This is a genomic window from Variovorax sp. V35, assembly GCF_041154465.1.
GTDB lineage: Bacteria > Pseudomonadota > Gammaproteobacteria > Burkholderiales > Burkholderiaceae_C > Variovorax > Variovorax boronicumulans.
The window spans coordinates 7,189,487-7,213,609 of the sequence record NZ_AP028666.1 but is presented as its reverse complement, the minus strand read 5'-3'; the positions used below and the strand labels follow the sequence as shown (position 1 = coordinate 7,213,609).

Genomic DNA, 24,123 nt, shown 5'->3' with positions numbered 1-24,123 from the left:
GTGCGTGCCTAACCTTCAGTCCATGGCCTTTCCGGCCTTCGACCACCCCATTTCATTCAGGAGCACGCACCCCATGAGCGCACAACAACCCCGCATCGGCATCGTCATCGGCTCGACCCGCGAAGGCCGCTTCGGCGAAAAGCCCGCGCACTGGATCCACGAGATCGCGAAGCAGCGCACCGACCTCGCCTTCGAGCTGGTCGACCTGCGCGAGCACCCGCTGCCCTTTTTCAACGAAGCCGGCGCGCCCGCCTGGGGCCCGGTGAAGAACGAGGCTGCGCAGCGCTGGCAGGCCAAGCTGGCCACCTTCGACGGGCTCATCATCGTCACGCCCGAGTACAACCACGGCCCGAGCGCGGTGCTGAAGAACGCGATCGACTGGGCCTACAAGGAGTTCATCCGCAAGCCGATCGGCTTCGTGGGCTATGGCGGCGTGGGCGCGGCGCGGGCGGTGGAGCAGCTGCGGCTGGTCGCGGTCGAGATGCAGATGGCGCCGGTGCGCCATGCGGTGCACATCGGCATGGTCGAGTTCCTGGGCATCTGGCAGCAGGGCAAGTCCTTCGACGACTTCCCGCACCTGGCGCAGTCGGCCACGGGCCTGCTCGACGACATGGCGTGGTGGACCCGCGCACTGAAGACCGCCAGGGAGGCTGTATGACCATCGCTGTTGCCACCGACACCCGCGCCATCGTCTACCGCACGCGCGGCGCGAAGCACGGGCCGATCACGCGGCTCATGAGCCCGGGCGACCTGGGCGAATACCTCAAGCCCTTCGTGTTCCTCGACCTGTTCGGCTTCGATGTCGACGGCGGCCACAAGGGCTTCGGCCTGCACCCGCACTCGGGCATCGCCACGCTGACGTGGCTCATCGAAGGCGACACGTTGTACGAGGACACGACCGGCGAACAGGGCGTGTTGCGCGGCGGCGGCGTCGAGTGGATGCGCGCCGGCAATGGCGTGTGGCACACGGGCGCACCGGCGCCGGGCGTGACGCGCGTGCAGGGCTTCCAGCTCTGGGTGGCGCTGCCGGCGGCTGAAGAAAACGCGCCCGCGCAGAGCATGTACCTCGCGCCCTCGCAGGTGCCGCAGGAAGGCCCGGCGCGCGTGCTGCTCGGACGCTACGGCGCGGCGCAGAGCCCCATTCCGGCGCCCTCGCCGATGAACTACCTGGCCGTGCAGCTCAAGGACGGCGAACGCTGGCGCTACACGCCGCCCGCCGGCCACACGGTGGGCTGGGTGGCGGTGAACGTGGGCCGGCTCGACGCGGGCGACGGCACCGGCGGCCCCATCGGCACGGGTGAGCTCGCGGTGTTCGAAGAGTCCGGTGCGGCCATCGACGTCGTGGCGCAGGGCGACACGGCCTTCGTGCTCGGCTCGGCGGTGCCGCACCCGCATGAGCTGGTGATGGGCCACTACTCGGTGCACACGAGCCGCGCGACGCTCGACCGGGGCGAGGCCGAGATCCGCCGCATCGGCGCCACACTGCGCGCACAAGGCCGGCTCGCCTGAGCGACGAACCGCGCGTAAGCCAGCATGCGCCGCGCGGGCGGCTGCGCCAGAATCGTTCGCTTCTGTTTTTCGCGAACGATCCCGCAGCCGCCCGCCATGAATCTCGTCGACGCCTTCGCCGCCCACGCCACCCGTTTCATCGACATCCGGCGCGACATCCACGCGCACCCCGAACTCGGTTTCGAAGAGCACCGCACCTCCGAGAAGGTCGCGAGCCTGCTGACCGAATGGGGCATCGAGGTGCACCGCGGCATCGCGGGCACAGGCCTGGTCGGCGTGCTGCGCAAGGGCACGGGCAGCCGCACCATCGGCCTGCGCGCCGACATGGACGCGCTGCCGTTGCACGAGGCCAACGAGTTCGCCCACAAGTCGACGAACCCCGGCCGCATGCACGCCTGCGGCCACGACGGCCACACGACGATGCTGCTGGCCGCCGCCTGGCACCTGTCGCAACAAGGGCCCGATGATTTCGACGGCACCGTGCATTTCATCTTCCAGCCCGCCGAGGAGATGGGCAAGGCCGGCGCCAAGAAGATGATCGACGAGGGCCTGTTCGAGCGCTTTCCGTGCGACGCGGTCTTCGGGCTGCACAACTTTCCCGTCGGCGACGTGGGCCGCTTCGCGCTCAACGAAGGCGCGCTGATGGCGTCGAGCAACACCTACAAGATCACCGTGCATGGGCGTGGCACGCACGCCTCGATGCCGCACACCGGCATCGACCCGGTGGCCGCGGTGGTCACACTGGCGCAGCAGCTGCAGACCATCGTGGCGCGCACCATTCCCAGCACCGAGCGCGCACTGCTGGCGGTCACGCAGCTGCAGGGCTCGGATGCGCCGAACGTGATTCCCGATGTGGCGACGGTCGGCGGCACGATCCGCACCTTTTCCATCGAGGCCATCGACAAGCTCGAGGCGCGGCTGCGCGAAGTGGCGGCCGGCGTGGCGGCGGCGCATGGCTGCACGGCCGAGGTGTACTTCAACCGCTCCTCGCCGCCGACCGTGAACCATCCGGCCGAGGCGCGCTTTGCCGCCGGCGTGATGCGCGAGGTGGTGGGCGACGACATGGTCACCGACAACTTCCCCGCCGTGATGGGCGCCGAGGACTTCGCGCACATGCTGCTCGCGCGGCCCGGCTGCTACGCCTTCCTGGGCAATGGCGACGGCGACCACCGGCTCGACGGCCACGGGCCCGGCCCTTGCATCATCCACAACACCTCGTTCGACTTCAACGACGAGATCATCCCGATCGGTGCCAGCTATTTCGTGAAGCTGGTGCAGCGCTGGCTGCCGTCGGGCACCTGAAAAACGACTTTTTTTGTTGACGATGAAAGCGGCCACCTCGATGACTTTTCCCCTGTTCACCCGACGTTCGCTGGCTGCGCTTGCAGCCGCCGTGGCCCTGGGCGGCCTTGGCGCCGCGCACGCGCAGCAGCGCGTGATCCACATCATCGTGCCCTTCGGCACGGGCGCCGTGCAGGACACGGTGGCGCGCGCCTTCAACAATGAACTGGGCGTTGCGCTCGGCGGCAGCGCCATCGTCGAGAACCGCGCGGGCGCGGGCGGCACGGTGGGCGCGGCGGTGGCGGCCAAGGCGCCGGCCGACGGCAACACGCTGGTGCTGGCGGCGGCCAGCCACAACATCGCGGGCTTCCTGTACAGCAAGCTGCCCTACGACCCGCTGAAGGACTTCGTCGGCGTGGCCAACGTGGGCAACGCGGGCTATGTGCTGGCGGTGGCCAGCGGCATGAACGTGTCCAACACGGCTGACTTCATCAAGGAGGTCAAAGCCAACCCCGGCAAGTACAACTACGCCTCGGCCGGCAACGGCAGCGCCACGCACCTGGCGATGGCGTCGTTCCTCGCGAAGGCGGGGCTGCAGATGACGCACATCCCGACCAAGTCGACCGGCGAGGCCGTGAACGAGGTGCTCGCGGGCCGCGTGCAGGCGGTGATCTCGTCGAGCATCGGCGTGATGGGCTTCCAGGACGACGCGCGCGTGAAGCTGCTGGCCTCCACGGGCCAGGCGCGCAGCCCCTTCCTGCCGAAGCTGCCGACGGTGGGCGAGAGCGGCCTGCCGGGCTACGCCTTCGATTCGTGGATTGGCCTGCTGGCACCGGCGGGCACGCCGAAGGCCGAGGTCGAGCGCATCAACGCGGCGGCCAACAAGGTGCTGGCCGATCCGGCGATCCAGGAACGCTTCAAGCGTCTGGGCGTGGAGCCGCGCAGCCAGAGTGCCGAGGCCTTCCAGAAGCTGCTGCGTGCGGATTGGGATGCGATGGGGGCGGTGGTGAAGGCTTCGGGGGCGAAGGTCGACTGACCTTTGCTTGCCTGGGTTGGCGCTCCTGTTCGGGGCGCGTGCCCGGGCCACCGGGTACTTCCCTCCGCGAATGTCCCCCGGGGCTTCGCCCCTCCTCCTTGATTTCGCTGCGGGAAGCACCCAGTGTCCCGGGCACGGGGCACGCTGCTGGTTCTCCACTGATCAACCACCGCACTGACCCGATCACGTCGATGGGGTGCCTTGCGCAGCGAAATCAAGGAGGAGGCCGCAGGCCGGGGGACATTCGCGGAGCAAGGTGCCCTGTCGGCGTGATCGCACCCTGAATGGCCCGTTCGTTCACAGATATCACAGAAGCCCTCAGCCCGAAAGAGCGCTTGCCCCACAGATATCCATGAGATATGTGCTTAATATATTTAAACTGAGACAGGCATCCCATGCAGCCGGGCCCTGTCGTTTTTCATTGTTCTCTCTCAACCCTAGGAAGAAGCATGAAGTCACCAGCAGGCATGGTTTCCTCACTCAGTCTCGCGGGCCTGGTCGCCCTGGCCGTGGCCAGCCCCGCGCAGGCACAGGAGCAGGTGGTCAAGATCGGCCACAGCGGTCCGCTGTCGGGTCCCAACGCCTTTGCGGGCAAGGACAATGAAAACGGCATCCGCCTGGCCATCGAGGAGCTCAACGCGAAGAAGCTCAGCGTCGGCGGCAAGACGCTGAAGTTCGAGCTGGTCTCCGAAGACGACCAGTGCGACGCCAAGACCGGCGTCAGCGTGGCGCAGAAGTTCGTCGACGACGGCGTCAAGTTCGTCATGGGCCCGTACTGCTCGGGCGTGGCCATTCCAGCCTCGCGCATCTACAGCGACGGCGGCACGCTGGTGTCCACCGTGGGCACCAATCCGAAGGTCACGCAGGGCGGCTACAAGAACCTGTACCGCATCATTGCCAGCGACAACCAGATCGGCGGTGCCATGGCCGTGTACGCGGCCAAGGAACTGAAGGTGAAGAAGGTCGGCGTGATCGACGACCGCACCGCCTTCGGCCAGGGCCTCGCCGAAGAGTTCACCAAGGAGGCCAAGAAGCAGGGCCTCACCATCGTGGGCCAGGAGTTCACCACCGACAAGGCCGTCGACTTCACCGCCATCCTGACCAACATGAAGGGCAAGGCGCCCGAGGCGATCTTCTTCGGCGGCTACGCGCCGCAGGCCGCGCCCATGGCGCGCCAGATGAAGCAGCTGGCCGTGCCCGGCAAGCTGCTGGGCGGCGACACCGTGTGCAGCCCGGCCACCGGCAAGATCGGCGGCGACGCGGTGAACGACCTGGTGTTCTGCGCGCAGGGCGGCTCCATGCTCGAGAAGGCGCAAAGCGGCCCGGCCTTCAAGGAGAAGTTCAAGAAGCGCTTCAACGTCGATCCCGACGCGTACGCCGCCTCGTACTACGACCAGGTGCTGTTCATCGGCGAGTCAATGAAGAAGGCCAACGCCATCGACCCCGACAAGGTCGGCGCCGAGCTCTACAAGGCCACCTACAAGGGCGTGGCCGCCACCTACGCCTACGACGACAAGGGCAACATGAAGCAGGCGCCCATCACCGTCTTCACCTTCAAGAACGCGGCTCCCGTGCCCATTGCCAGTTACTGAGTGAGCCGCACATCCATGCAACGCATCCAGGTCATCGACTCGCACACGGGCGGCGAACCCACGCGCCTTGTGATCGGCGGCTTTCCCGATCTGGGAAAGGGCTCCATGGCCGAGCGCCGCGCGCTGCTGGCCGATCAGCATGACAAGTGGCGCGCAGCCGCCGTGCTCGAGCCGCGCGGCAGCGACGTCGTGGTCGGCGCGCTGCTGTGCGAGCCGGTGTCGCCCGATGCGGCGGCCGGTGTTGTCTTCTTCAACAACGCCGGCTACCTGGGCATGTGCGGCCACGGCACCATCGGGCTGGTCGCGAGCCTGGCGCACATGGGGCGCATCGGCGTGGGCGAGCACCGCATCGAGACGCCCGTGGGCACGGTCACGACCACGCTGCACGAAGACGGCTCCGTGAGCGTGCGCAACGTGCCCGCGTACCGGCACCTGCACCAGGTGGCGGTCGAGCTGCCGGGCCACGGCACGGTGCGCGGCGACGTGGCGTGGGGCGGCAACTGGTTCTTCCTCGTGAGCGACCACGGCCAGCGCGTGGCGAGCGACAACCTCGCGGCGCTGACCGACTACACGGCCGCCTTGCGCAAGGCGCTGGCGGCGCAGGGCATCACGGGCGCGGACGGCGCGGAGATCGATCACATCGAACTCTTCGCGAACGACGACGAAGGCGCCGACAGCCGCAACTTCGTGCTGTGCCCCGGCAACGCCTACGACCGCTCGCCCTGCGGCACGGGCACCAGCGCCAAGATCGCCTGCCTCGCGGCCGACGGCAAGCTCGCGCCGGGCGCGGTGTGGCGGCAGGCCAGCGTGATCGGCAGCGTCTTCGAGGCGAGCTACGCGATGGACGGCGACCACGTCATTCCCACGCTGCGCGGCCGCGCGCACATCAGTGCCGAGGCCACATTGCTCATCGACGACGAAGACCCCTTCGGCTGGGGCATCCGCCTCTGACACCGGGGCGCATGGACGCGGACGTCATCGTCATCGGCGCCGGCATCGTCGGCGCGGCGTGCGCCCATGCGCTGGCGCAGGCCGGGCGCCGCGTGTGCGTGCTCGATGCGCGCCTGGGTGGCGCCACCGGCGCGGGCATGGGCCACCTCGTGGTGATGGACGACAACGCGGCCGAGCTCGAACTCAGCCGCCACTCGGTCGCGCAATGGCGCGCCCTCGCGCCGCGCCTGGGCGCCGACTGCGCCTACAGCCCCTGCGGCACGCTCTGGATCGCGGCGAACGACGAGGAAATGGCCGAGGCCGAACGCAAGCAGCAGCGCCTGGGCGCGCTCGGCATCGAGAGCCGGCTGCTGGGCGCGGCCGAACTGGCGCGCGCCGAGCCCGCCCTGCGCGCGGGCCTGTCGGGCGCGCTCGAAGTGCCGGGCGACGGCATCCTCTATGCGCCGAACGCGGCGCGCTGGCTGCTCGCGCAGCATGCGGCCTTGGTGCAGGTCGAGCACGCGAAGGTCGAGGCCCTCGAGGACGACGGCACGCTGCGCCTGGCCGACGGCAGTCGCCGCAGCGCGCCGCAGGTGGTGCTCGCCAACGGCATCGAGGCGACGACGCTGTGCCCCGAGCTGCCGATCCGCCCGAAGAAGGGCCACCTGCTCATCACCGACCGCTACCCGGGCACGGTGCGCCACCAGCTCGTCGAACTCGGCTACGTGACCAGCGCGCACCACAGCGACGGCGACTCGGTCGCCTTCAACGTGCAGCCGCGGCCCACGGGGCAGCTGCTGGTGGGCTCGTCGCGCCAGTTCGACACGACCGACCTGGCCGTCGAGGCGCCGATGCTCGCGCGCATGCTGCAGCGCACGCTCGACTACCTGCCGGGGCTCGCCGGCCTGAACGCCGTGCGCGCGTGGACCGGCCTGCGTGCCGCCTCGCCCGACGGCCTGCCGCTGCTGGGCAGGCACCCGTGGCGCGAGAAGCTCTGGCTCGCGGTGGGCCACGAAGGGCTGGGCGTGACCACGGCGCCGGGCAGCGCGCATGTGCTCGCGGCGCTGATGACCGGCACGGCGCCCGACTTCGACGCCGCGCCGTATGCGCCGCGCGGGCTGCGGGAGCGGGCATGAGCGCTCAGACCTTGCTGCACATCGATGGCCAGCCCGTGCGCGTGAAGGCCGGCAGTTCGGTCGCCGCCGCCTTGCGCATCGCCGGCGGCATGGGCGCGGCGCGCACCTCGGTCACGGGCCAGCCGCGCGCGCCGTTCTGCGGCATGGGCGTGTGCCAGGAATGCCGCGTGCAGATCGATGGGCGGCGACGCCTCGCGTGCCAGACCGTGTGCGCCGAGGGCATGCGCGTGGAGACGACGGCATGAGCGGCGTCACGCTCGAAACCTGCGATGTGCTGGTCGTCGGCGCGGGTCCCGCGGGCATGGCCGCGGCTGTGGCAGCGGCGTCCAGCGGTGCGTCGGTCGTGGTGATCGACGACAACCCCGCACCCGGCGGACAGATCTGGCGCGACGGCCCCGGCGCGTCGCTGCCGCCGGCGGCACGCCAGTGGCGCGAGGCGCTCGCGCGCCACGCGAACCTGCGCGTGCGCAGCGGCACGCGGGTGGTCGCCGCGCCTGCTTCACATGAACTGCTGCTCGAAGACGCCGAGGGCGCCACGCGCATGCGATGGACAAAGCTGATCCTGTGCACCGGCGCCCGCGAACTGCTGCTGCCCTTCCCCGGCTGGACGCTGCCCGGCGTGACGGGTGCGGGCGGCCTGCAGGCGCTGATCAAGGCCGGCCTGCCGGTCGAGGGCGAGCGCATCGTCATCGCCGGCAGCGGGCCCTTGCTGCTGGCCGCCGCCGCCACGGCCAAGGCAGCGGGCGCGCAGGTGCTGCGCATCGCCGAGCAGGCCTCGCTCGCCTCGGTCGCGGCCTTCGCCGCCAGCCTCGTGCGCTGGCCCGGCAAGGCCGTGCAGGCGCTCACGCTGGCCGATGCGAACTACCGCACCGCGTCGCGCGTGGTCTCGGCGCAGGGCACGACGCAGGTCGAATCGGTGCGGCTGCGCCAGGGCAGCCGCGAGGTCGAGATGGCCTGCGACCGCATCGCCTGCGGCTTCGGCCTCACGCCCAACACGCAGCTCGGCCAGTTGCTCGGCTGCGCGCTGGCGGGGCAAGCCATCACAGTCGATGCGTTGCAGGCCACGAGCGTCGCAGGCATCTACGCGGCCGGCGAATGCACCGGCTTCGGCGGCAGCGAGCGCGCGCTGGTGCAGGGCGCCATCGCCGGTCACGCCGCCGTCGGCGAGGCCACCCAGGCCCGCGCGCACGACCGCGAACGCGCCCGCTGGGACGCCTTCGCCGCGCAGCTGCACCGCCGCTTCGCGCTGGCCGACGACCTCAAGGCCCTGCCCTGGCCCGACACGCTCGTGTGCCGCTGCGAGGACGTCCCCTTTGCCGCGCTCTCGGCCTGCACCGGCTGGACCGATGCCAAGCTGCACCGCCGCTGCGGCATGGGCGCCTGCCAGGGGCGCGTGTGCGGCGACGCGGCGCAGTTCCTGTTCGGCTGGACGCCGCCCGCGCCGCGCCCGCCGCTGGTGCCGGTGCGCATCGAGACACTGGCCGGGCTCGCAGCGCCCGGCGACGCCCGACAATGACGGCCCCGCATCTGTACACGCACGAGCACATCCACATCCCCACCATGGCCGCCCCGAAGACCGCTCCCCGACCCCCGCCCAAGCGCCGCGCGGCCGACCTGGCCTACGACGCCATCGAGGCGCTGCTGTCCACCATGCAGCTGGAGCCCGGCAGCCAGATCGTCGAGGCCGAGCTGGCCGAGCGCACGGGCCTGGGCCGCACGCCGGTGCGCGAGGCGCTGATGCGCATGGTGTCGATCGGCCTCATCGTGCAGCAGCCGCGCCGCGGCCTGCTGGTGTCGACCATCGACCTGGCCGACCACCTGGACGTGATCCAGACCCGCCGCGTGCTCGAGCAGCTGATTGCCGCCTGCGCCGCGCGCCGTGCCACCGCGCCGCAGCGCCAGGCCATCGTGCGCTGCGCCGAGGCCATGGTCGAAGCCGCGGGCCGTGGCGACCTGAACGACTACATGCAGGCCGACCGCGCGCTCGACCTCGTCACGCACCAGGCGAGCCACAACGACTCGGCGGTGAAGGCGGTGGTGCCGCTGATCGTGCAGTGCCGGCGCTTCTGGTACGCCTACCAGCACGAGGGCGAGATCGTCGAGGGCGCCAACGCGCACCTCGAACTGGCGCAGGGCATCGCCACCGGCGACGAGGCCGCGGCCATCGCGGGCGCCGAGCGGCTCATGGACTACCTCGAAGTCTTCGCCCGGAAAATCATCGACAAGTAGGCCGAAGGGCCTCGCCTGCCCCCGCCCACACCGGGGAACTACGCGTGATCTGCCGGCGCCTTCGCCGCATACTGGCCCGATGGCCGCTGCACCCCGCGCTCGACCCGAAGACTTCTTCACCCCCGACGAGTGGCAATCGCTCACCACGCGTTCGTCCTGGCGGGGCCTGTGGCTGGTGGCGCACTGCTGGGGCGTGATCGGCGCCGCGATGCTCGTGGGCATCGTGTGGCCGTGGACGATTCCGCTCATGGTGCCGATCGTCGGCACGCGCCAGCTGGGCCTGTTCATCCTCATGCACGACGCCGCGCACGCGGGGCTGCACCGCAATCGCAAGCTCAACGACTGGGTCGGCTACTGGCTGTGCTCGCCCACGCTGCGCGACTACCGGCCGTATCACCTGCAGCACCACCGCTTCGTGCAGCAGACCGAAGACCCCGACCTCGTGCTGTCGGCGCCCTTCCCGATCTCGCGCGACTCGATGTGGCGCAAGGTCGTGCGCGACCTCAGCGGCCAGACCTTCTACAAGCAGCGCTTCGGCCACATCGCCGACGGCATTCGCCAGCGTGCGCCGGGCGAATCGGCGCTGCGCGTGTGCGGGCGCGAGCTGGCGAAGGACAGGCGTTTTCTCATCGGCAACGGCCTGGGCCTGCTGGCCTTCGCCGTGGCGGGCTTCTGGTGGGCCTGGGTGCTGATGTGGCTGCTGCCGATGGCCACCTGGCTGCCGCTCGTGAGCCGCGTGCGCAACATCGCCGAGCATGCGCTGGTGGCGCAGAACGAGGCCGATCCGCTGCGCCAGGCGCGCACCACGCACGCCGGCTGGCTCGAACGCATCTTCGTGGCGCCCTACTGGGTCAACTACCACTGCGAGCACCACATGTTCACCAACCTGCCCTGCTGGGCGCTGCCGAAGGCGCACCGCCTGCTGCAGCGCCAGGGCGCGACCGCGCGCATGGAAGTGCAGCCCGGCTACCTGCAGCTGCTGCGCCAGGCAGCGCCAGTGGCGTAAGCCTTCAGCGGCTGGGTGCGGGCTGCACCGCCGCCACCGGCTGCGCACCGCGCTGCGCCTGCTGGCTCAGCCAGATGCTCGCGATCACGATGCCGATGCCCGCCATCTGCCAGCCCGAGAGGCTCTGGCCCAGCAAGGCCCAGCCCAGGATCACGGCGGTGACCGGGCTCAGGAAGGCCAGCGGCGCGATCGCCGAGGGCTCCAGCCGCGCCACGCCGCGGAACCACACGATGTAGGTGAGCGCGGCGCCGACCAGGCCGAGCCAGGCGAAGCCGACCCAGTTCATCGCCGTGAGCGCGGGCAGCGGCGGTTCCAGCCAGAGCGCCACCGGCAACAGCAGCAGGCCGCCGGCGGTCAGCTGCCAGGCCGTGAAAGTCAGCGCCGACACCGGCGGCTGCCAGCGGCGGCTGAGCACCGTGCCGAAGGCCATCGACACGGCCGCCGCGAGCGCCGCGGCGATGCCCAGCGCGTCGAGCGCGGCGTTCGGCGTGAGCACCAGCAGCGCCACCCCGCCCATGCCGATCACGGCCGCCGCCACCGACAGCGCGCGCACCGGCGCGCCCAGCAGCAAGCCGGCGAGGAACACCACGAACAGCGGCTGCACCGAGGTGATGGTGGCCGCCACGCCGCCCGGCAGCCGGTAGGCGGCCAGGAACAGCATCGCCCACAGCACCGAGAAGTTCAGCGCGCCCAGCAGCAGGATGCGCCCCCACCACGCCCGGGGCGGCAGCTGGCGCACGATGAGCATCAGCAGCAGGCCCGCCGGCAGCGCGCGCAGCAGCGCCACCGTCAGCGGGTAGTTCGCCGGCAGCAGCTCGGTGGTCACGATGTAGGTGCTGCCCCAGACCGCGGGCGCGATCGCGGTGAGCAGGAGGTCGGTGGTGCGGGAGGTCATGGCTCGAATCTAGGGCGTTGACCTGTGGTTGTGAATGCTCGAATAATGAATTGATTCTTTACTGACAGTCGTCAATCGAGCGCCGGCCCATGGACCATCTCACCGCCCTCAAGGTCTTTCGCACCACCGCCGCGGCGGGCAGCTTCGCCGGCGCCGCGCGGCAGCTGGGGCTGTCGGCCGCGGCCGTCAGCAAGAACATCGCCGAGCTGGAGGCGCACCTGAAGGTGCGGCTGATCAACCGCACCACGCGCAGCATGAGCCTCACCGAGGCCGGCGCGGCCTACGTGGAACGGCTCGCGCGCATCCTCGACGACCTGGACGAGGCCGACGCCGCGCTGGCGCCCGTGGGCGCGAGCCCGGGCGGCGTGCTGCGCGTGAGCGCGCCGCTGACCTTCGCGCTGACCTGCATCTCGCCGCACATCCCCGCCTTCATGGCGCGCCACCCGAACCTGCGGCTCGAGCTGAACCTGCAGGACACCCGCACCGACCTGATCGGCGAGGGCTACGACCTCGCGATCCGCGGCAGCGACCGGCTGGAAGATTCGAGCCTGGTCGCGCGCGAGCTCATGACCATGACCCACGTGCTGTGCGGCGCGCCCGGCTACTTCGCGGCCCACGGCCGGCCCGCCGCGCCCGAAGATCTGAAGGCCCACGAGTGCGTGCAGTTCACGCTGTCGGGCCACGCGAACAAATGGACCTTCCGCCGCGCCGGGCGCAGCGTGGCGGTGCCCATCGACGGGCGCTACAAGGTCAGCTCCAGCATCGCCGTGCGCGACGCGCTGCTCGCGGGCTTCGGCCTGAGCCTGGTGCCGCGCATCTATGTCGAACAGGAGCTGGCGGCGGGCCGGCTCGAAGCCGTGCTCGCCGACTGGGAGGCCGACCGCACGCCGGTGTACGCCGTGTACCCGTCGCGTCACCTCGCGGCGAAGACGCGGGCCTTCGTCGACTTCCTGCTGGAGCGGTTCGCGGCGCGGTGAGGCGCGCGGAGGCTAGTCGCCCGCCGGCTCGGCGATCTCGGGCGCTTCCCACCCCAGCAGCTCGGCCAGCCGATGCACGATCCAGCCGGCCTCGGGCACCGACACGCCCGATTCCGGCATGGCGAGCCCGGCGTGGATGCGCCGCAGGATCTCGCTTTCGACCGGCACCTCGGTGTGGTGCTGGATCTGCGCATGGCCCACGAGGTGGCCGGCGAGGTCTTCGCAGATCTCGTAGCGCGCGCGCACCACGTCGATCGGCTCGCGCAGGCGCTGGCGCGCGTCGCTGTAGACCGCGAAGAACGAGGGCGGGATGTAGATCTGGTTGTCGTCGGACATGGCGGCGCGGGATGCAGGGCAGGCCCCAATGACAAAACGCGCCCGGGGGCGCGTTCGTCGTGGCTCCGAAGAAAGAGCCGCGGGGGCTGGATCAGCCGCCCTTGCTCGGGCGCTTGCCCGGGTTCTTCTTGCTGCGCGTGGCGGTGCCGCGCTCGAGGCTGATCTTCTGGCCGCCACCGTTGCGCGGCACGGTGTAGCCGGGCATGGGCGTCGGCTTCGGGCTGGCAAGACGGTCGGCTTCGGTACGGATTTTCTTGGGCATGGAAAGCTCGGATAAAAAAGATGTTCGACCCCCGATTAGGCCACATCGGCAGATTTCGTCTGCCAAGCGCCCAAACAGGAGCATGGGAGGGATGTCAGGTGGACTGCGGTGTCAGCAGGCGCACCTTGACGCTCTTGCCCTTCACGCGGCCGTTGCCGAGCTTGCGGGCGGCTTCTTCGGCAATGCCGCGGTCCACCGCGACATAGGTCGAGAACTCGTTGACGTTGATCTTGCCGACCTGGTCCTTGGTGTAGCCGCAGTCACCGGTCAGCGCGCCCAGCACGTCGCCGGCGCGGATCTTTTCCTTGCGCCCGCCCACGATCTGCAGCGTGGCCATGGGCGGCGTGAGCGGTGCGCCCTTGGCGGGCGTGAGCTCGGCCAATGGGTGCCATTCGGACTCGCGGCCCTGCAGCTGTTCGATCTTCCCGACGAAGCCCATCTCGTTCATGCTGGCCAGGTTCAGCGCCAAGCCTTCCGAGCCGCCCTGCTGGCCCACGCGGCCGGTGCGGCCCACGCGGTGGATGTGGATTTCGGAGTCGGGCGTCACGTCGACGTTGATCACGGCTTCGAGCTGCGCGATGTCCAGCCCGCGCGCCGCCACGTCGGTGGCCACCAGCACCGAGCAGCTGCGGTTGGCGAACTGCACCAGCACCTGGTCTCGCTCGCGCTGCTCCAGCTCGCCGAACAGCGCCATCGCGCTGAAGCCCTGCGCCTGCAGCACATCGACGAGGTCGCGGCACTGCTGCTTGGTGTTGCAGAAGGCCAGCGTGCTCACGGGACGGAAATGGTCCAGCAGCAGGCTCACGGCGTGCAGCCGCTCGCTGTCCTTCACCTGGTACCAGCGCTGGCGGATCTTGCTGCCTTCATGCTGGGCCTGCACCGTGATCTGCTCGGGGTTCTTCATGAACTGCTGCGCGAGCTTGGCGATGCCTTCGGGGTAGGTGGCCGAGAACAGCAGCGTCTGGCGTTCCTTCGGGCACTGGCGCGCCACCTTCACGATGTCGTCGAAGAAGCCCATGTCGAGCATGCGGTCGGCCTCGTCGAGCACCAGCGTGTTGAGTGCCGAGAGGTCGAGGTTCTCGCGCTCCAGGTGGTCCATGATGCGGCCCGGCGTGCCCACCACGATGTGCGCGCCGTGCTCCAGGCTGGCGATCTGCCCGCGCAGCGCGACGCCGCCGCACAGCGTGACGACCTTGATGTTTTCTTCGGCGCGCGCCAGGCGGCGGATCTCGGTCGTGACCTGGTCGGCCAGCTCGCGCGTGGGGCACAGCACCATCGCCTGGATGGCGAAGCGGCGCGGGTTCAGGTTGGACAGCAGCGCCAGCGCGAAGGCGGCGGTCTTGCCGCTGCCGGTCTTGGCCTGGGCGATCAGGTCCTTGCCGAGCAAGGCGGGCGGCAGTGCGGCGGCCTGGATGGCCGTCATCTGCGTGTAGCCGAGCTGGGTGAGGTTGGCCAGCATCTGGGGCGACAGCGCCAGCGTGGCAAAGCCGTGGGGTTCGGCCTGGAGGCCGCCGGCTGGGGAGGTGGTGGAGTTCATCGTTCGGCAGCCGGAGACAGACAGACAGGAAAACGCAAAGGGAAAAAAGTGACGGCCCGGAAAAGACAAAGGCCTTGCAGGGCCCCCTCCGGGAGGGCGCTCTGCAAGGCCGGCCGGGCGTCGCTCAGCGGCGGGGCGTGTTGTTGCCCGAGTTGGTCGGCGGGGGGCCGCGGCGTTCCAGGTGACGGAACGTGATGCGGCCCTTGGTCAGGTCGTAGGGCGACAGCTCGAGCGAGACCTTGTCGCCGGCCAGGATGCGGATGTGGTGCTTGCGCATCTTGCCGCCGCTGTAGGCGATCAGCTGGTGGCCGTTGTCGAGCGTGACGCGGTAGCGCGAGTCGGGCAGGACTTCGGTCACTGCGCCGTTCATTTCGATCAGTTCTTCCTTGGGCATGTGTGATTACCTCTGAATCGTTCGATGTGTGTTGGAGATGAAGATGGGCGTGTTGGTTTCAGTCGGCCGGCGGGTCAGCCGGCGTCCAGGAATCTGTCGTTGCGGTGCGAGAAGCAAAAACCTGCCCACCGCGATGCTGTTGCGAAAGTGTCCATGAAGCCTGGGGCGCTGCGTGCCGGTGCGGGGCGCGCAATGCCGAAAAATTAGTGAGAACGGACGCGCCGCACGCGCGATTCGCTTCAACAGGAACGAAGGCAGTGGTGGCATTCATGGGCGCCCGGTCTGGCGCTCCAACACACTGTGAAAGCCGGCGTGGCCCGAGGGCTGGAAACGAGAAGCCTGATGAATCCTGGAACCCGAATTCAGATGGCAACGCAGATCGGCCGGCGGGGGTGACGAAATTCTTCGTCGTGGTATCGAAACGAACCCGACATTATAGCTTGCAGGGCATGACAGTTGCTTGTCTTAAAAACAACGCCCGCATGAAAAAGGCCCCGAAGGGCCATCTATCCTATCAATGTAGCTATTAAAAATATAGCAACCCGCCGCAGGATCAGGCGCAAGCCGGTGCCGATGACGCCACAGGCGCGGCCGACCGGGCCCGCCGCGCCGCGCGCCACAGCAGCACCAGCCCCGCCAGTTGGGCGGCGGCGCCCACCCAGCCCACCGCGCTCACGCCGAACCATGCGATGGTCGCGCCGCCCAACCCCGAGCCCGCCGCGATGCCCAGGTAGACCGCCGAGGCGTTGAGCGACAGCGTCATCGGTGCGCGCTCGGGCGCCAGCCGGATCAGCCGCACCGCCTGCGCCGGGCCGAAGCCCCAGCCGGCGAAGCCCCACAGCGCCGACAGGCCCACGATCAGCGGCAGCGCCAGCCCGCGCGGCAGCATCTGCGCGGCGAACGAGAGCCCGCCCATGATCACCACCAGCGCCAGCGCGAAGCCCCGCGCCATGCGGTCGGCGCCGAAACGGTCGGTGGCCCAGCCGCCGGTCGCGGTGCCCAGCGCCGCGGCCACGCCGATCGCGAAGAACACCGCGCCCACGCCCTCGGCCCCGAAGCCCAGCGTGTGCCCGAGGAACAGCGCGATGTAGGTGTAGAAGCTGAAGCCGCCCGTGGCCCACAGCACGGTGGCCAGCAGCGCCGGCGCCACGCCGGGTTCGCGCGCCACGGCGAAGGCCGGGGCACGCGGACCCGCGTCGGCCGGGGCCTGCGCCAGCGTGCGCGGCAGCCCCACGAACAGGCCCCAGGTGGCCAGTGCCGCCACCGCGGCGATCAGCAGGTAGGCCGTGCGCCAACCGCCCCAGCCCGCGATCCAGGCGCCCAGCGGCACGCCGAGCGCCACCGCCACGGTGCCGCCGCCGGTCACGATGGCCAGCGCCCGGCCGCGCAGCGCGGGCGACACCATCGCCGCCGCCACCGCGCTGGCCGTCGGCAGGAACACGCCCGCCACCAGCCCGAGCGCGACGCGCGCCAGGGCCAGCTGCGCGATGCCGTGCGCCATCGAAGCCGCCGCCGTGAGGCCCGCGAACGTCGCCAGGCTGGCGATGAGCAGCGGGCGGCGCCCGAAGCGCGCGAGCAGCGCGGCCATCAGCGGCGAGCCGATCGCATAGCTCAGCGCGAACAGCAGCACCAGCTGGCCGGCCCGCGCGGCGCTAACCTGCAGGTCGGCCGCCAGCACCGGCAGCAGGCCGGCGACCATGAAGCTTTCGGTGCCGATGGCGAAGGCACCCAGCGCGAGCCAGGCCAGGCCCAGGGGCAGGCGTTCGGCGGGCGGTTGCTGTGGGGTTTCAGGAGCGGTGTGCATGGTGAAGGACTCCATGGGTGGGTGTTCCAAGGCCTCCAGAATAGGATTGCAGGCGGCTCTTCAAAAGAACCACAATCGGCAAAGATCATGGAGCCACTTTTCGAGCTTGCCCTGCGCCTGCCGGTCGCCGGTTCGCGCGACCTGCTGCGCGCGCTGCACCGCCAGCTGCGCGACGCCATCCTCGACGGCCGGCTGCAGCCCGGCGCCCGCCTGCCCGCCACGCGCGCGCTGGCGCAGCGGCTGGGCGTGTCGCGCAACACGATGCTGGCGGCCTACGACCTGCTGCTGAGCGAGGGCTACCTGCTGGCGCGCCCGGGCTCCGGCACCTACGTGGCCGACACGCTGCCTGCGTTGCGGCGTGGCCGGCCCGCGCCCGAGGAGGCGGGCGCCGCGCCCCGGCGCGATCCGCGGCTGGTGCCGCTGAACGTGCCCGGGGCCGACCTCGCCCCCACGCTGCAGCCGCGGGCCGCGCGCGACGACTTCCGCGTCGGCCTGCCCGATGTCGGCGCCTTTCCGTTCGACATCTGGCGCCGCCTGTCCGACCGCGCGCTGCGCCGCGTGGCGCGCCAGACCGCCGACTACGCCGACCCGCAGGGCCAGGGCGCCCTGCGCGAGGCGATCGCGGCGCACGTGTCGTTCACGCGCGCGGTCGGCTGCACGGCCGACGACATCGTGGTCACGGCCGGCGCGCAGCAGGCCTTCGGGCTGCTCGCGCGCATCCTCGTCGTGCCGGGGCGCACGGTGGTCGCGGTCGAGCAGCTGTTCTATCCCTCGCTGCGCGAGGCCATGCTGGCGGCCGGCGCGAAGGTGGTCACGGTGCCGACCGACGACGAAGGCCTGTGCGTGGACCGCATTCCGCCCGAGGCGCGCGTGGTCTGCGTCACGCCCTCGCACCAGTTCCCCACCGGCGTGGCGATGTCGCCGCCGCGCCGGGCCGCCCTGCTGGCCTTTGCGCGGGCGCGCAACGCCGTGCTCATCGAGGACGACTACGACAGCGAGTTCCGCTTTGCCGGCCGCCCGCTCGACGCGCTGCAGACGCTCGACCGCGCCGGCTCGGTGTTCTACGTCGGCACTTTTTCCAAGAGCCTGTTTCCCGCGCTGCGCCTGGGCTTCGTGGTGGCGCCGCCCTGGGCCCGCGCGGCGCTGGTGCGGGCGCGCGAGCTGGCCGACTGGCACGGCCCGGTGCTCGGGCAGGAGGCGCTCGCGGCCTTCATTGCCGAAGGGCACCTGGCGCGCCACATCCGCCGCATGCGCAAGCTGTACGGCGCACGGCGCAGCGCCCTGCTCGACGCGCTGGCGCGCCACGGCGCGGGCCGGCTCGAGGCGATTCCTTCCGACGCCGGCCTGCACCTGTCGGCCTGGCTGCACGGCGGCGCGCGCGACCATGTGGTGGTCGAGCGCGCCGCGGCGGCCGGCATCACGCTGCCGCCGCTGTCGCGCTTCGCGCTCGATCCGCAGGCGCCCGACGCGCCCAACGGCCTGGCCTTCGGCTTCGGGTTGATCGCGGAGCCGCAGATCGACGGCGCCATCCGGCGGCTGGTGCGCCTGCTGTAGCGCGTGGGATCAGGCGCTGTCCAGCGGCAGCCGGGTCGTGAACTTGGTGGTCGACAGCACGATGTCGCTCGAGTAGTTCTCCAGTTCCAGCGCGTCGCCCAGCTGTTCCTGCGCGAAGGCCTGGTAGTCGGGCAGCGAGCGCGCGCAGATCACGAGCACGAAGTCGGTCTCGCCGGCCACGCAGTGGCATTGCAGCACCTGCGGCAGCGCATGCACCTTGCGCTCGAAGGCCCCGATCGCCTCGCGCGTGGTGCTGCGCAGCGACACGCGCGAGATCACCAGCACCGGAAAGCCCACGCGCGCGGCGTCGAGGATGGCCACTTCTTCGCGGATCACGCCCGCGCGTCGCAGTCGCTGCACGCGCTTGAGGCAGGCCGAGGGCGAGAGGTTCACGCGCTCGGCCAGCGTCTGGTTCTGCAGGCCCGCGTCGGCCTGCAGTTCGGCCAGGATGCACTGGTCGATGCGATCGAGGGTGCCGGTTTTCATGGTGCCGCCAGTGTGGCGCAAGGCGCGCGCAATCGGCTTCGTTTTCGGGCCCGCACAACGACACCGGATTTCGCGGCCGATGGCTACGCTGGGGCTCCCCCGACGAACAAGGAGCATCCGATGGCCGAAGGCGCAACCTACGACCCCATGGTCAGCAAGCACCTCGTGCGCTACGGCATGGGGCTGAGCCCGCATGTCATCGTCAAGGCGCGCGGCGCCACGCTGTGGGATGCGCAGGGGCGCGAGATCCTCGACTTCACCTCGGGCCAGATGTGCGCCACCATCGGCCACAACCACCCGCGCATCGTCGCGGCCATCGAGAAGGCCTGCGAGGGCGCGCTGCACCTGTACAGCGGCTTCGTCGGGCCGGCCGTGCCGGCGCTGGCCGGGCGGCTGGCGGCGATGCTGCCGCCGTCGCTGTCGAAGTCGCTGTTCCTGTCCACCGGCGGCGAGGCCAACGAGGCCGCCGCACGCATGGCCCGCGTGACCACCGGCCGCTACGAGATCGTGGGCCTGAACGGCGGCTGGCACGGCGTGAACGGCGGCATGGCCGCGCTCACCTTCGCGGGCCGGCACCACGTCGACTACGGGCCGCGCAAGCCCGGCACCATGTCGATCCCCGCGCCGAACTGCTACCGCTGCCCCATCCGCCATTGCCGCGATGCCTGCGACACCACCTGCCTCGATGTCGGCTTCGACATGGTCGATGCGCAGTCCAGCGGCTCGCTCGCGGCCTTCATTGCCGAGCCGGTGCTGAGCTCGGGCGGCGTGATCGTGCCGCCCGCCGGCTACTTCCCGAAGCTGCAGTCCAAGTGCCGCGAGCGCGGCATGCTGCTGATCCTGGACGAAGCGCAGACCGCCTTCGGGCGCCTGGGCAGCAACTTCGCGTTCGAGCAGGCGGGCGTGGTGCCCGACTTCCTTACCGTGTCGAAGACGCTGGGCGGCGGCCTGGCGATCGGCGCCACGGTCACCAGCGAGGCGATCGAACAGGATTGCCACGAGAAGGGCTTCGTGCACGTCACCTCGCACGTGTCCGACCCGCTGCCGGCCGAGGTCGGTCTGGCGGTGCTCGACGTGCTCGAGGAAGAAGGGCTCAACCAGCGCGCCGCCGCGATGGGCGAACGGCTGAGCCGGGGCCTGGCCACGCTGAAGGCGCGGCACGAGGTGATCGGCGACGTGCGCGGCCACGGCCTGCTGCAGGGCGTGGAGCTGGTGAAGGACCGCGAGACCCGCGAACCCGACGCCGAGCGCGGCCGCGCCATCACCGACGCCTGCATGGCGCGCGGCCTGAGCATGAACATCGTGGCCGTCGGCGGCATGGCGGCCGTGTGGCGCATCGCGCCGCCGCTGAACGTGAAGCCGGAGGAAGTCGACCGCGGCCTGGAAATACTCGACGACGCGATCCGTTCGACCAGCTAGCCGATTCCCAGCATCCGCCGGTTCGCCGCGACATCGGCGCCACCGGCTGCGAAGTCGTCGAAGGCGCGGTCGGCCACGCGGATGATGTGGTCGCGGATGAAGGTCGCGCCTTCGCGCGCGCCGTCTTCCGGGTGCTTGATGCAGCACTCCCATTCGAGCACCGCCCAGCCCGGGAAGTCGTACTGCGCCATCTTCGAGAAGATGGCCTTGAAGTCGACCTGCCCGTCGCCCAGCGAGCGGAAACGCCCCGAGCGGTTGATCCAGCTCTGGAAGCCGCCGTACACGCCCTGCTTGCCGGTCGGGTTGAACTCGGCGTCCTTCACATGGAAGAGCTTGATGCGCTCGTGGTAGTGGTCGATGTAGGCCAGGTAATCGAGCTGCTGCAGCACGAAGTGGCTCGGGTCGTACAGCAGGCAGGCGCGCGGATGGTTGCCCACGCGCTCCAGGAACATCTCGTAGCTCACGCCGTCGTGCAGGTCTTCGCCGGGGTGGATCTCGTAGCCCACGTCGACGCCCACGGCGTCGAAGGCATCGAGGATCGGGCGCCAGCGGCGCGCCAGTTCATCGAAGGCTTCCTCGATGAGGCCCGGCGGGCGCGGCGGCCACGAATACAGGTACGGCCAGGCCAGCGCGCCCGAGAAGGTCGCGTGCGCCGTGAGCCCGAGGTTCGCCGAGGCCTTGGCCGCATGGTGCAGCTGCTGCACCGCCCACTGCTGGCGCGCGACGGGGTTGCCGCGCACCTCGGGCGCCGCAAAGCCGTCAAAGCCCGCGTCGTAGGCCGGGTGCACCGCGACCAGCTGGCCCTGCAGGTGGGTCGAGAGCTCGGTGATCTCCAGGCCGTGGCCGGCCAACGTGCCCTTGATCTCGTCGCAGTAGGTCTTGCTTTCGGCGGCGCGCTTCAGGTCGATGAGGCGCGTGTCCCAGCTGGGGATCTGCACGCCCTTGTAGCCGAGGCCCGCGGCCCATCCGGCGATGGCGTCGAGCGAGTGGAACGGGGCCGTGTCGCCCGCGAACTGGGCCAGGAAAATGCCCGGCCCCTTGATCGTCTTCATGCGTGTCTCCTGATGCGCCGCACAGCATACTTCGGGGGTTCGGCTGACACACGACCGAAGTTCGATGGGCGCACAATGAACTTTGTCCACAGGGAACCCATCGACATGTCTCAGCCTGTCGCCGCCCGGCTCAAGATCGGCTTGTCCGCCTGCTTCTCGCACGCCGACCCGGCCCGCTCGCTTTTCACGAACAAGACGCTGCAGTACGTCGAACAGTCGATCGCCCACTGGCTCATGTCGGCCGGCGCGATGGTGGTGATGGTGCCCTGCCCCACGGGCGAGACGGCGCGCGGCGACACCAAGCTGTCGCACTACGCCGAGTGGCTCGACGGCGTGGTGATGCACGGCGGCGCCGACGTCTGGCCCGGCAGCTACGGCGAGGAACCCCTGAAAGACGCCTGGATCGGCGACCAGATCCGCGACCTGTACGACCTTGCGCTGGTCGAGGCCTTCGAGCAGGCCGGCAAGCCGATCTTCGGCGTGTGCCGGGGCCTGCAGCTGATCAACGTGGCCTTCGGCGGCACGCTCTACCAGGACATCGAGGAACAGCACGGCCACCCCGAGACGGTGCGCCACCGCGACCCGGTGACCTACGACCAGAACTTCCACCAGATCGAGATCGTCGAAGGCACGCGCCTGGCGAAGCTGTACCCCGAGGTGCGCACGGCGCGCGTCAACAGCATCCACCACCAGGGCATCAAGGGGCTCGCGCCCGGCTTCGAGATCGAGGCCTGGAGCCTGCCCGACCGCGTGCCCGAGGCCATCCGCCGCCGGCCCGAGAAGGGGCGCGGCTACATCGCGGCGACCCAGTGGCACCCCGAGTTCCACAAATACGGCAGCACCGAGACCGTGGACGACACGCCGATCCTGCACGACTTCCTGTGGGCCTGCGCCACCGCCCGCGTGGCGCCGCGCACGAGCATGCGCGAGATGCAGGGGCGCATTCGCAACCGCGCGGCGCGGTTGCTGCGGCAGGCGCTGCTGCGGCGCTGAGTGTTGCTGTTCGGGGCGTGTGCACAGGCCACCGGGTACTTCCCTCCGCGAATGTCCCCCGGCCTTCGGCCTCCTCCTTGATTTCGCTGCGGGAAGCACCCAGTGTCCTGCGCCCGCTGAGCGCTGTCGTTGTGCCGGTCGATCAACGACTGCACTGCCCAACGCTCACGCCGCGTCGCGCAACAGGTGCTTCAGCAGCTTGCCCGTCGCCGTGCGCGGCAGGCTCTCGCGCACTTCGAAGATGCGCGGAATCTTGTAGCGCGCCAGCCGGTCCTCGAGAAAACGCACCAGCTCGCGCGCCTCGAGTGCGCGCCCGCCGCGCGCCACCAGCACCGCCGTCACGGTCTCGCCCCACTCGGGGTGCGGGCGACCGATGACGGCCACGTCCTGCACGTCGGGGTGGGCGCCCAGCGCGTCTTCCACTTCCTTCGAATAGACGTTCTCGCCGCCCGTGATGATCATGTCGCGCAGCCGGTCGACGATGAACAAAAAGCCGTCCTCGTCCACCCGCGCGAGGTCGCCCGTGCGGTACCAGCCTTGCGCGTCGAAGGCCTCGGCGCTCGCCTGCGGGTTGTCGAGGTAGCCCTGCATCACGGCCGGCGAACGCAGGTGGATCTCGCCGACCTCGCCCGCGCCGCAGCGCCGGCCGTCGGGGTGGCGCACCTCGATGGCCACGCCGGGCACGCCCGCGCGGCCGATCGAGCCGGCCTTGGCGATCGCGTCTTCCGGGTAGAGCACCGTGCCCAGCGGGCCCGATTCGGTCATGCCGTAGACCTGCACGAAGCGGTCGCTGCGGTAGCTGTCGGCCAGCTTGCGCGCCATGTCGGCCCCGAGCGGGCCGCCGCCGTAGGCCCACAGGCGCATCGCGCTGAAGTCGTAGCGCGCCACATCGGGCACCACCGACAGCGGCGCCAGGAAGGCGATGGGCGCGCCGAAGGTGAAGGTGATGCGCTCCTCGGCCAGCGTGTCGAGAAAGGCCTTGGGCGCGTACTCGCGCAGCAGCACCACGGTGCCGCCCATGAGCAGCGTGCCCAGCAGCCAGTTGTTGAGCGGCGACGAATGCCACACCGGCATCGCGACCAGCGTGCGCTCGTTGCGCGACAGCGACATGCCCGCCGCCGTGCACACGGCCGCCATGAACACGTTGCGGTGGCTGTGCAGGCAGCCCTTGGGCTTGCCCGTGGTGCCCGAGGTGTAGAGCACCTGGGCCAGCGTGTCGGTGCCGGGCGCCGGGGCGCTTGTGTCGTCACCGCCCAGCGGTGCGGCCTGCGCCATCAGGTCGTCGAACATCGGCAGGCCGTCGGCGGCGCTGTCGGTGGCGAGCCAGTCGCAGCGGTGCGCGATGCGCGCGGCGACCTGCGTGGCGAGCGTGCCGTCGGCCACGCACAGGCGCACGCCGGCATGGGCCAGCACGTAGTCGATCTCCGGCGCCTGCAGCTTGTGGTTGACCGGCACCACGGCCGCGCCGAGGCGCCAGGCGCCGAACATCGCGGCGACGAAGCCGACCGTGTTGAAGCACAGCAGCGCGACCTTGTCGCCGGGGCCCACGCCCTGGTCGCGCAGCACGGTGGCGGCGCGGCGTGAGAGCTCGGCGAACTCGACGTACGTCCAGGCGCGGCCTGCGGCGCGCAGGCATTCGTGGGTGGGCTGGGTGCGGGCGTGCTGGTCGAGCAGGGAAACGAAATCCATCCGTGT

At 70.4% G+C, this 24,123-nt stretch carries 24 protein-coding genes; 15 read left to right on the top strand and 9 right to left on the bottom strand.

The features are described from left to right. Positions 1 to 73 precede the first annotated feature (73 nt). The 11 genes from ACAM42_RS33420 (at position 74) to ACAM42_RS33370 (ending at position 10,719) form a co-directional block, all read left to right on the top strand. Entirely contained in the window at positions 74 to 658 is a 585-nt protein-coding gene (locus tag ACAM42_RS33420) for an NADPH-dependent FMN reductase (RefSeq protein ID WP_369630704.1), read from the top strand. Continuing rightward, positions 655 to 1,509, top strand: a complete 855-nt coding sequence (locus tag ACAM42_RS33415; protein ID WP_369630703.1) for a pirin family protein — start codon at positions 655 to 657, stop codon at positions 1,507 to 1,509. The genes ACAM42_RS33420 and ACAM42_RS33415 overlap by 4 nt, the downstream gene beginning before the upstream one ends. A 96-nt stretch (positions 1,510 to 1,605) precedes the next feature. Beyond that, positions 1,606 to 2,811, top strand: coding sequence for a M20 aminoacylase family protein (locus tag ACAM42_RS33410; protein WP_369630702.1), 1,206 nt, complete (start codon positions 1,606 to 1,608; stop codon positions 2,809 to 2,811). A gap of 40 nt (positions 2,812 to 2,851) precedes the next feature. Continuing rightward, on the top strand, positions 2,852 to 3,826 hold the full coding sequence (locus tag ACAM42_RS33405) for a tripartite tricarboxylate transporter substrate-binding protein (RefSeq protein ID WP_307582357.1): 975 nt from the start codon (positions 2,852 to 2,854) through the stop codon (positions 3,824 to 3,826). A gap of 449 nt (positions 3,827 to 4,275) precedes the next feature. Further along, positions 4,276 to 5,418, top strand: a complete 1,143-nt coding sequence (locus tag ACAM42_RS33400) for a branched-chain amino acid ABC transporter substrate-binding protein (RefSeq protein ID WP_369630701.1) — start codon at positions 4,276 to 4,278, stop codon at positions 5,416 to 5,418. 15 nt (positions 5,419 to 5,433) lie between these two features. Further along, positions 5,434 to 6,369 (top strand): 4-hydroxyproline epimerase, encoded by a 936-nt coding sequence (locus ACAM42_RS33395; protein ID WP_369630700.1) that lies wholly within the window; start codon positions 5,434 to 5,436, stop codon positions 6,367 to 6,369. An 11-nt stretch (positions 6,370 to 6,380) separates the two neighbouring features. Next, the gene (locus tag ACAM42_RS33390; protein WP_369630699.1) at positions 6,381 to 7,484 is read left to right on the top strand and encodes an NAD(P)/FAD-dependent oxidoreductase; all 1,104 of its coding nucleotides are present in this window, start codon (positions 6,381 to 6,383) and stop codon (positions 7,482 to 7,484) included. Further along, entirely contained in the window at positions 7,481 to 7,729 is a 249-nt protein-coding gene (locus tag ACAM42_RS33385) for a (2Fe-2S)-binding protein (protein WP_070063317.1), read from the top strand. Before ACAM42_RS33390 ends, ACAM42_RS33385 begins: the two co-directional genes overlap by 4 nt. After that, positions 7,726 to 9,000 (top strand): FAD-dependent oxidoreductase, encoded by a 1,275-nt coding sequence (locus ACAM42_RS33380; RefSeq protein ID WP_369630698.1) that lies wholly within the window; start codon positions 7,726 to 7,728, stop codon positions 8,998 to 9,000. The genes ACAM42_RS33385 and ACAM42_RS33380 overlap by 4 nt, the downstream gene beginning before the upstream one ends. A 44-nt stretch (positions 9,001 to 9,044) precedes the next feature. Further along, positions 9,045 to 9,713, top strand: coding sequence for a GntR family transcriptional regulator (locus ACAM42_RS33375; RefSeq protein WP_062482582.1), 669 nt, complete (start codon positions 9,045 to 9,047; stop codon positions 9,711 to 9,713). Between the two features lie 79 nt (positions 9,714 to 9,792). Further along, the gene (locus tag ACAM42_RS33370) at positions 9,793 to 10,719 is read left to right on the top strand and encodes a fatty acid desaturase family protein (RefSeq protein ID WP_369630697.1); all 927 of its coding nucleotides are present in this window, start codon (positions 9,793 to 9,795) and stop codon (positions 10,717 to 10,719) included. 4 nt (positions 10,720 to 10,723) lie between these two features. On the opposite strand, the gene ACAM42_RS33365 is transcribed toward ACAM42_RS33370, so the two are convergent. Beyond that, positions 10,724 to 11,614 (bottom strand): EamA family transporter, encoded by an 891-nt coding sequence (locus tag ACAM42_RS33365; protein WP_070063314.1) that lies wholly within the window; start codon positions 11,612 to 11,614, stop codon positions 10,724 to 10,726. Between the two features lie 89 nt (positions 11,615 to 11,703). On the opposite strand from ACAM42_RS33365, the gene ACAM42_RS33360 reads away from it, so the two are divergent. Continuing rightward, positions 11,704 to 12,591 (top strand): LysR family transcriptional regulator, encoded by an 888-nt coding sequence (locus tag ACAM42_RS33360; protein ID WP_369630696.1) that lies wholly within the window; start codon positions 11,704 to 11,706, stop codon positions 12,589 to 12,591. Positions 12,592 to 12,603: 12 nt separating this feature from the next. Here ACAM42_RS33360 and ACAM42_RS33355 read toward each other — a convergent pair whose 3' ends face one another. From ACAM42_RS33355 to ACAM42_RS33335, 5 genes are all read right to left on the bottom strand, one after another. After that, a complete protein-coding gene (locus ACAM42_RS33355) occupies positions 12,604 to 12,927 on the bottom strand; it encodes a hypothetical protein (protein WP_369630695.1) in 324 nt (107 codons plus the stop codon). 91 nt (positions 12,928 to 13,018) lie between these two features. Beyond that, entirely contained in the window at positions 13,019 to 13,189 is a 171-nt protein-coding gene (locus tag ACAM42_RS33350; protein ID WP_167395080.1) for a hypothetical protein, read from the bottom strand. A gap of 94 nt (positions 13,190 to 13,283) precedes the next feature. Further along, positions 13,284 to 14,726 carry an ATP-dependent RNA helicase DbpA gene (gene dbpA / locus ACAM42_RS33345; RefSeq protein WP_062482564.1) on the bottom strand — a complete coding sequence of 481 codons (1,443 nt, stop codon included), beginning with the start codon at positions 14,724 to 14,726 and terminating at the stop codon, positions 13,284 to 13,286. A gap of 124 nt (positions 14,727 to 14,850) precedes the next feature. After that, on the bottom strand, positions 14,851 to 15,120 hold the full coding sequence (infA, locus tag ACAM42_RS33340) for a translation initiation factor IF-1 (protein ID WP_062482563.1): 270 nt from the start codon (positions 15,118 to 15,120) through the stop codon (positions 14,851 to 14,853). A 553-nt stretch (positions 15,121 to 15,673) separates the two neighbouring features. Continuing rightward, entirely contained in the window at positions 15,674 to 16,924 is a 1,251-nt protein-coding gene (locus ACAM42_RS33335) for an MFS transporter (protein WP_369630694.1), read from the bottom strand. An 87-nt stretch (positions 16,925 to 17,011) separates the two neighbouring features. Between ACAM42_RS33335 and ACAM42_RS33330 the strand changes: the two genes are divergently transcribed. Continuing rightward, positions 17,012 to 18,478, top strand: coding sequence for a PLP-dependent aminotransferase family protein (locus ACAM42_RS33330; RefSeq protein ID WP_369630693.1), 1,467 nt, complete (start codon positions 17,012 to 17,014; stop codon positions 18,476 to 18,478). A gap of 9 nt (positions 18,479 to 18,487) precedes the next feature. Here ACAM42_RS33330 and ACAM42_RS33325 read toward each other — a convergent pair whose 3' ends face one another. Beyond that, positions 18,488 to 18,964 (bottom strand): Lrp/AsnC family transcriptional regulator, encoded by a 477-nt coding sequence (locus ACAM42_RS33325; protein ID WP_159274176.1) that lies wholly within the window; start codon positions 18,962 to 18,964, stop codon positions 18,488 to 18,490. 120 nt (positions 18,965 to 19,084) lie between these two features. Here ACAM42_RS33325 and ACAM42_RS33320 point away from each other — a divergent pair, with 120 nt between their 5' ends. Further along, positions 19,085 to 20,383 carry an aspartate aminotransferase family protein gene (locus ACAM42_RS33320; RefSeq protein ID WP_369630692.1) on the top strand — a complete coding sequence of 433 codons (1,299 nt, stop codon included), beginning with the start codon at positions 19,085 to 19,087 and terminating at the stop codon, positions 20,381 to 20,383. Here the strand turns inward: ACAM42_RS33320 and ACAM42_RS33315 are convergent. Beyond that, positions 20,380 to 21,435 carry a sugar phosphate isomerase/epimerase family protein gene (locus ACAM42_RS33315; RefSeq protein WP_369630691.1) on the bottom strand — a complete coding sequence of 352 codons (1,056 nt, stop codon included), beginning with the start codon at positions 21,433 to 21,435 and terminating at the stop codon, positions 20,380 to 20,382. The genes ACAM42_RS33320 and ACAM42_RS33315 overlap by 4 nt on opposite strands. A 105-nt stretch (positions 21,436 to 21,540) precedes the next feature. Between ACAM42_RS33315 and ACAM42_RS33310 the strand changes: the two genes are divergently transcribed. Further along, the gene (locus ACAM42_RS33310; protein WP_062480404.1) at positions 21,541 to 22,428 is read left to right on the top strand and encodes a gamma-glutamyl-gamma-aminobutyrate hydrolase family protein; all 888 of its coding nucleotides are present in this window, start codon (positions 21,541 to 21,543) and stop codon (positions 22,426 to 22,428) included. A 165-nt stretch (positions 22,429 to 22,593) separates the two neighbouring features. Here ACAM42_RS33310 and ACAM42_RS33305 read toward each other — a convergent pair whose 3' ends face one another. After that, positions 22,594 to 24,117: a class I adenylate-forming enzyme family protein gene (locus ACAM42_RS33305; protein ID WP_369630690.1), complete on the bottom strand. Its 1,524-nt coding sequence runs from the start codon at positions 24,115 to 24,117 to the stop codon at positions 22,594 to 22,596. Positions 24,118 to 24,123: the final 6 nt, after the last annotated feature.

Coding starts and splice junctions, on each gene's coding strand:
- ACAM42_RS33365 (WP_070063314.1), bottom strand. CDS start 11,614: ATGACCTCCCGCACCACCGACCTCCTGCTCACCGCGATCGCGCCCGCG.
- ACAM42_RS33320 (WP_369630692.1), top strand. CDS start 19,085: ATGGCCGAAGGCGCAACCTACGACCCCATGGTCAGCAAGCACCTCGTG.
- ACAM42_RS33350 (WP_167395080.1), bottom strand. CDS start 13,189: ATGCCCAAGAAAATCCGTACCGAAGCCGACCGTCTTGCCAGCCCGAAG.
- ACAM42_RS33405 (WP_307582357.1), top strand. CDS start 2,852: ATGACTTTTCCCCTGTTCACCCGACGTTCGCTGGCTGCGCTTGCAGCC.
- ACAM42_RS33380 (WP_369630698.1), top strand. CDS start 7,726: ATGAGCGGCGTCACGCTCGAAACCTGCGATGTGCTGGTCGTCGGCGCG.
- ACAM42_RS33410 (WP_369630702.1), top strand. CDS start 1,606: ATGAATCTCGTCGACGCCTTCGCCGCCCACGCCACCCGTTTCATCGAC.
- ACAM42_RS33420 (WP_369630704.1), top strand. CDS start 74: ATGAGCGCACAACAACCCCGCATCGGCATCGTCATCGGCTCGACCCGC.
- ACAM42_RS33360 (WP_369630696.1), top strand. CDS start 11,704: ATGGACCATCTCACCGCCCTCAAGGTCTTTCGCACCACCGCCGCGGCG.
- ACAM42_RS33325 (WP_159274176.1), bottom strand. CDS start 18,964: ATGAAAACCGGCACCCTCGATCGCATCGACCAGTGCATCCTGGCCGAA.
- ACAM42_RS33370 (WP_369630697.1), top strand. CDS start 9,793: ATGGCCGCTGCACCCCGCGCTCGACCCGAAGACTTCTTCACCCCCGAC.
- ACAM42_RS33375 (WP_062482582.1), top strand. CDS start 9,045: ATGGCCGCCCCGAAGACCGCTCCCCGACCCCCGCCCAAGCGCCGCGCG.
- ACAM42_RS33330 (WP_369630693.1), top strand. CDS start 17,012: ATGGAGCCACTTTTCGAGCTTGCCCTGCGCCTGCCGGTCGCCGGTTCG.
- ACAM42_RS33305 (WP_369630690.1), bottom strand. CDS start 24,117: ATGGATTTCGTTTCCCTGCTCGACCAGCACGCCCGCACCCAGCCCACC.
- ACAM42_RS33385 (WP_070063317.1), top strand. CDS start 7,481: ATGAGCGCTCAGACCTTGCTGCACATCGATGGCCAGCCCGTGCGCGTG.
- infA (WP_062482563.1), bottom strand. CDS start 15,120: ATGCCCAAGGAAGAACTGATCGAAATGAACGGCGCAGTGACCGAAGTC.
- ACAM42_RS33315 (WP_369630691.1), bottom strand. CDS start 21,435: ATGAAGACGATCAAGGGGCCGGGCATTTTCCTGGCCCAGTTCGCGGGC.
- ACAM42_RS33310 (WP_062480404.1), top strand. CDS start 21,541: ATGTCTCAGCCTGTCGCCGCCCGGCTCAAGATCGGCTTGTCCGCCTGC.
- ACAM42_RS33355 (WP_369630695.1), bottom strand. CDS start 12,927: ATGTCCGACGACAACCAGATCTACATCCCGCCCTCGTTCTTCGCGGTC.
- ACAM42_RS33390 (WP_369630699.1), top strand. CDS start 6,381: ATGGACGCGGACGTCATCGTCATCGGCGCCGGCATCGTCGGCGCGGCG.
- ACAM42_RS33400 (WP_369630701.1), top strand. CDS start 4,276: ATGAAGTCACCAGCAGGCATGGTTTCCTCACTCAGTCTCGCGGGCCTG.
- dbpA (WP_062482564.1), bottom strand. CDS start 14,726: ATGAACTCCACCACCTCCCCAGCCGGCGGCCTCCAGGCCGAACCCCAC.
- ACAM42_RS33395 (WP_369630700.1), top strand. CDS start 5,434: ATGCAACGCATCCAGGTCATCGACTCGCACACGGGCGGCGAACCCACG.
- ACAM42_RS33415 (WP_369630703.1), top strand. CDS start 655: ATGACCATCGCTGTTGCCACCGACACCCGCGCCATCGTCTACCGCACG.
- ACAM42_RS33335 (WP_369630694.1), bottom strand. CDS start 16,924: ATGCACACCGCTCCTGAAACCCCACAGCAACCGCCCGCCGAACGCCTG.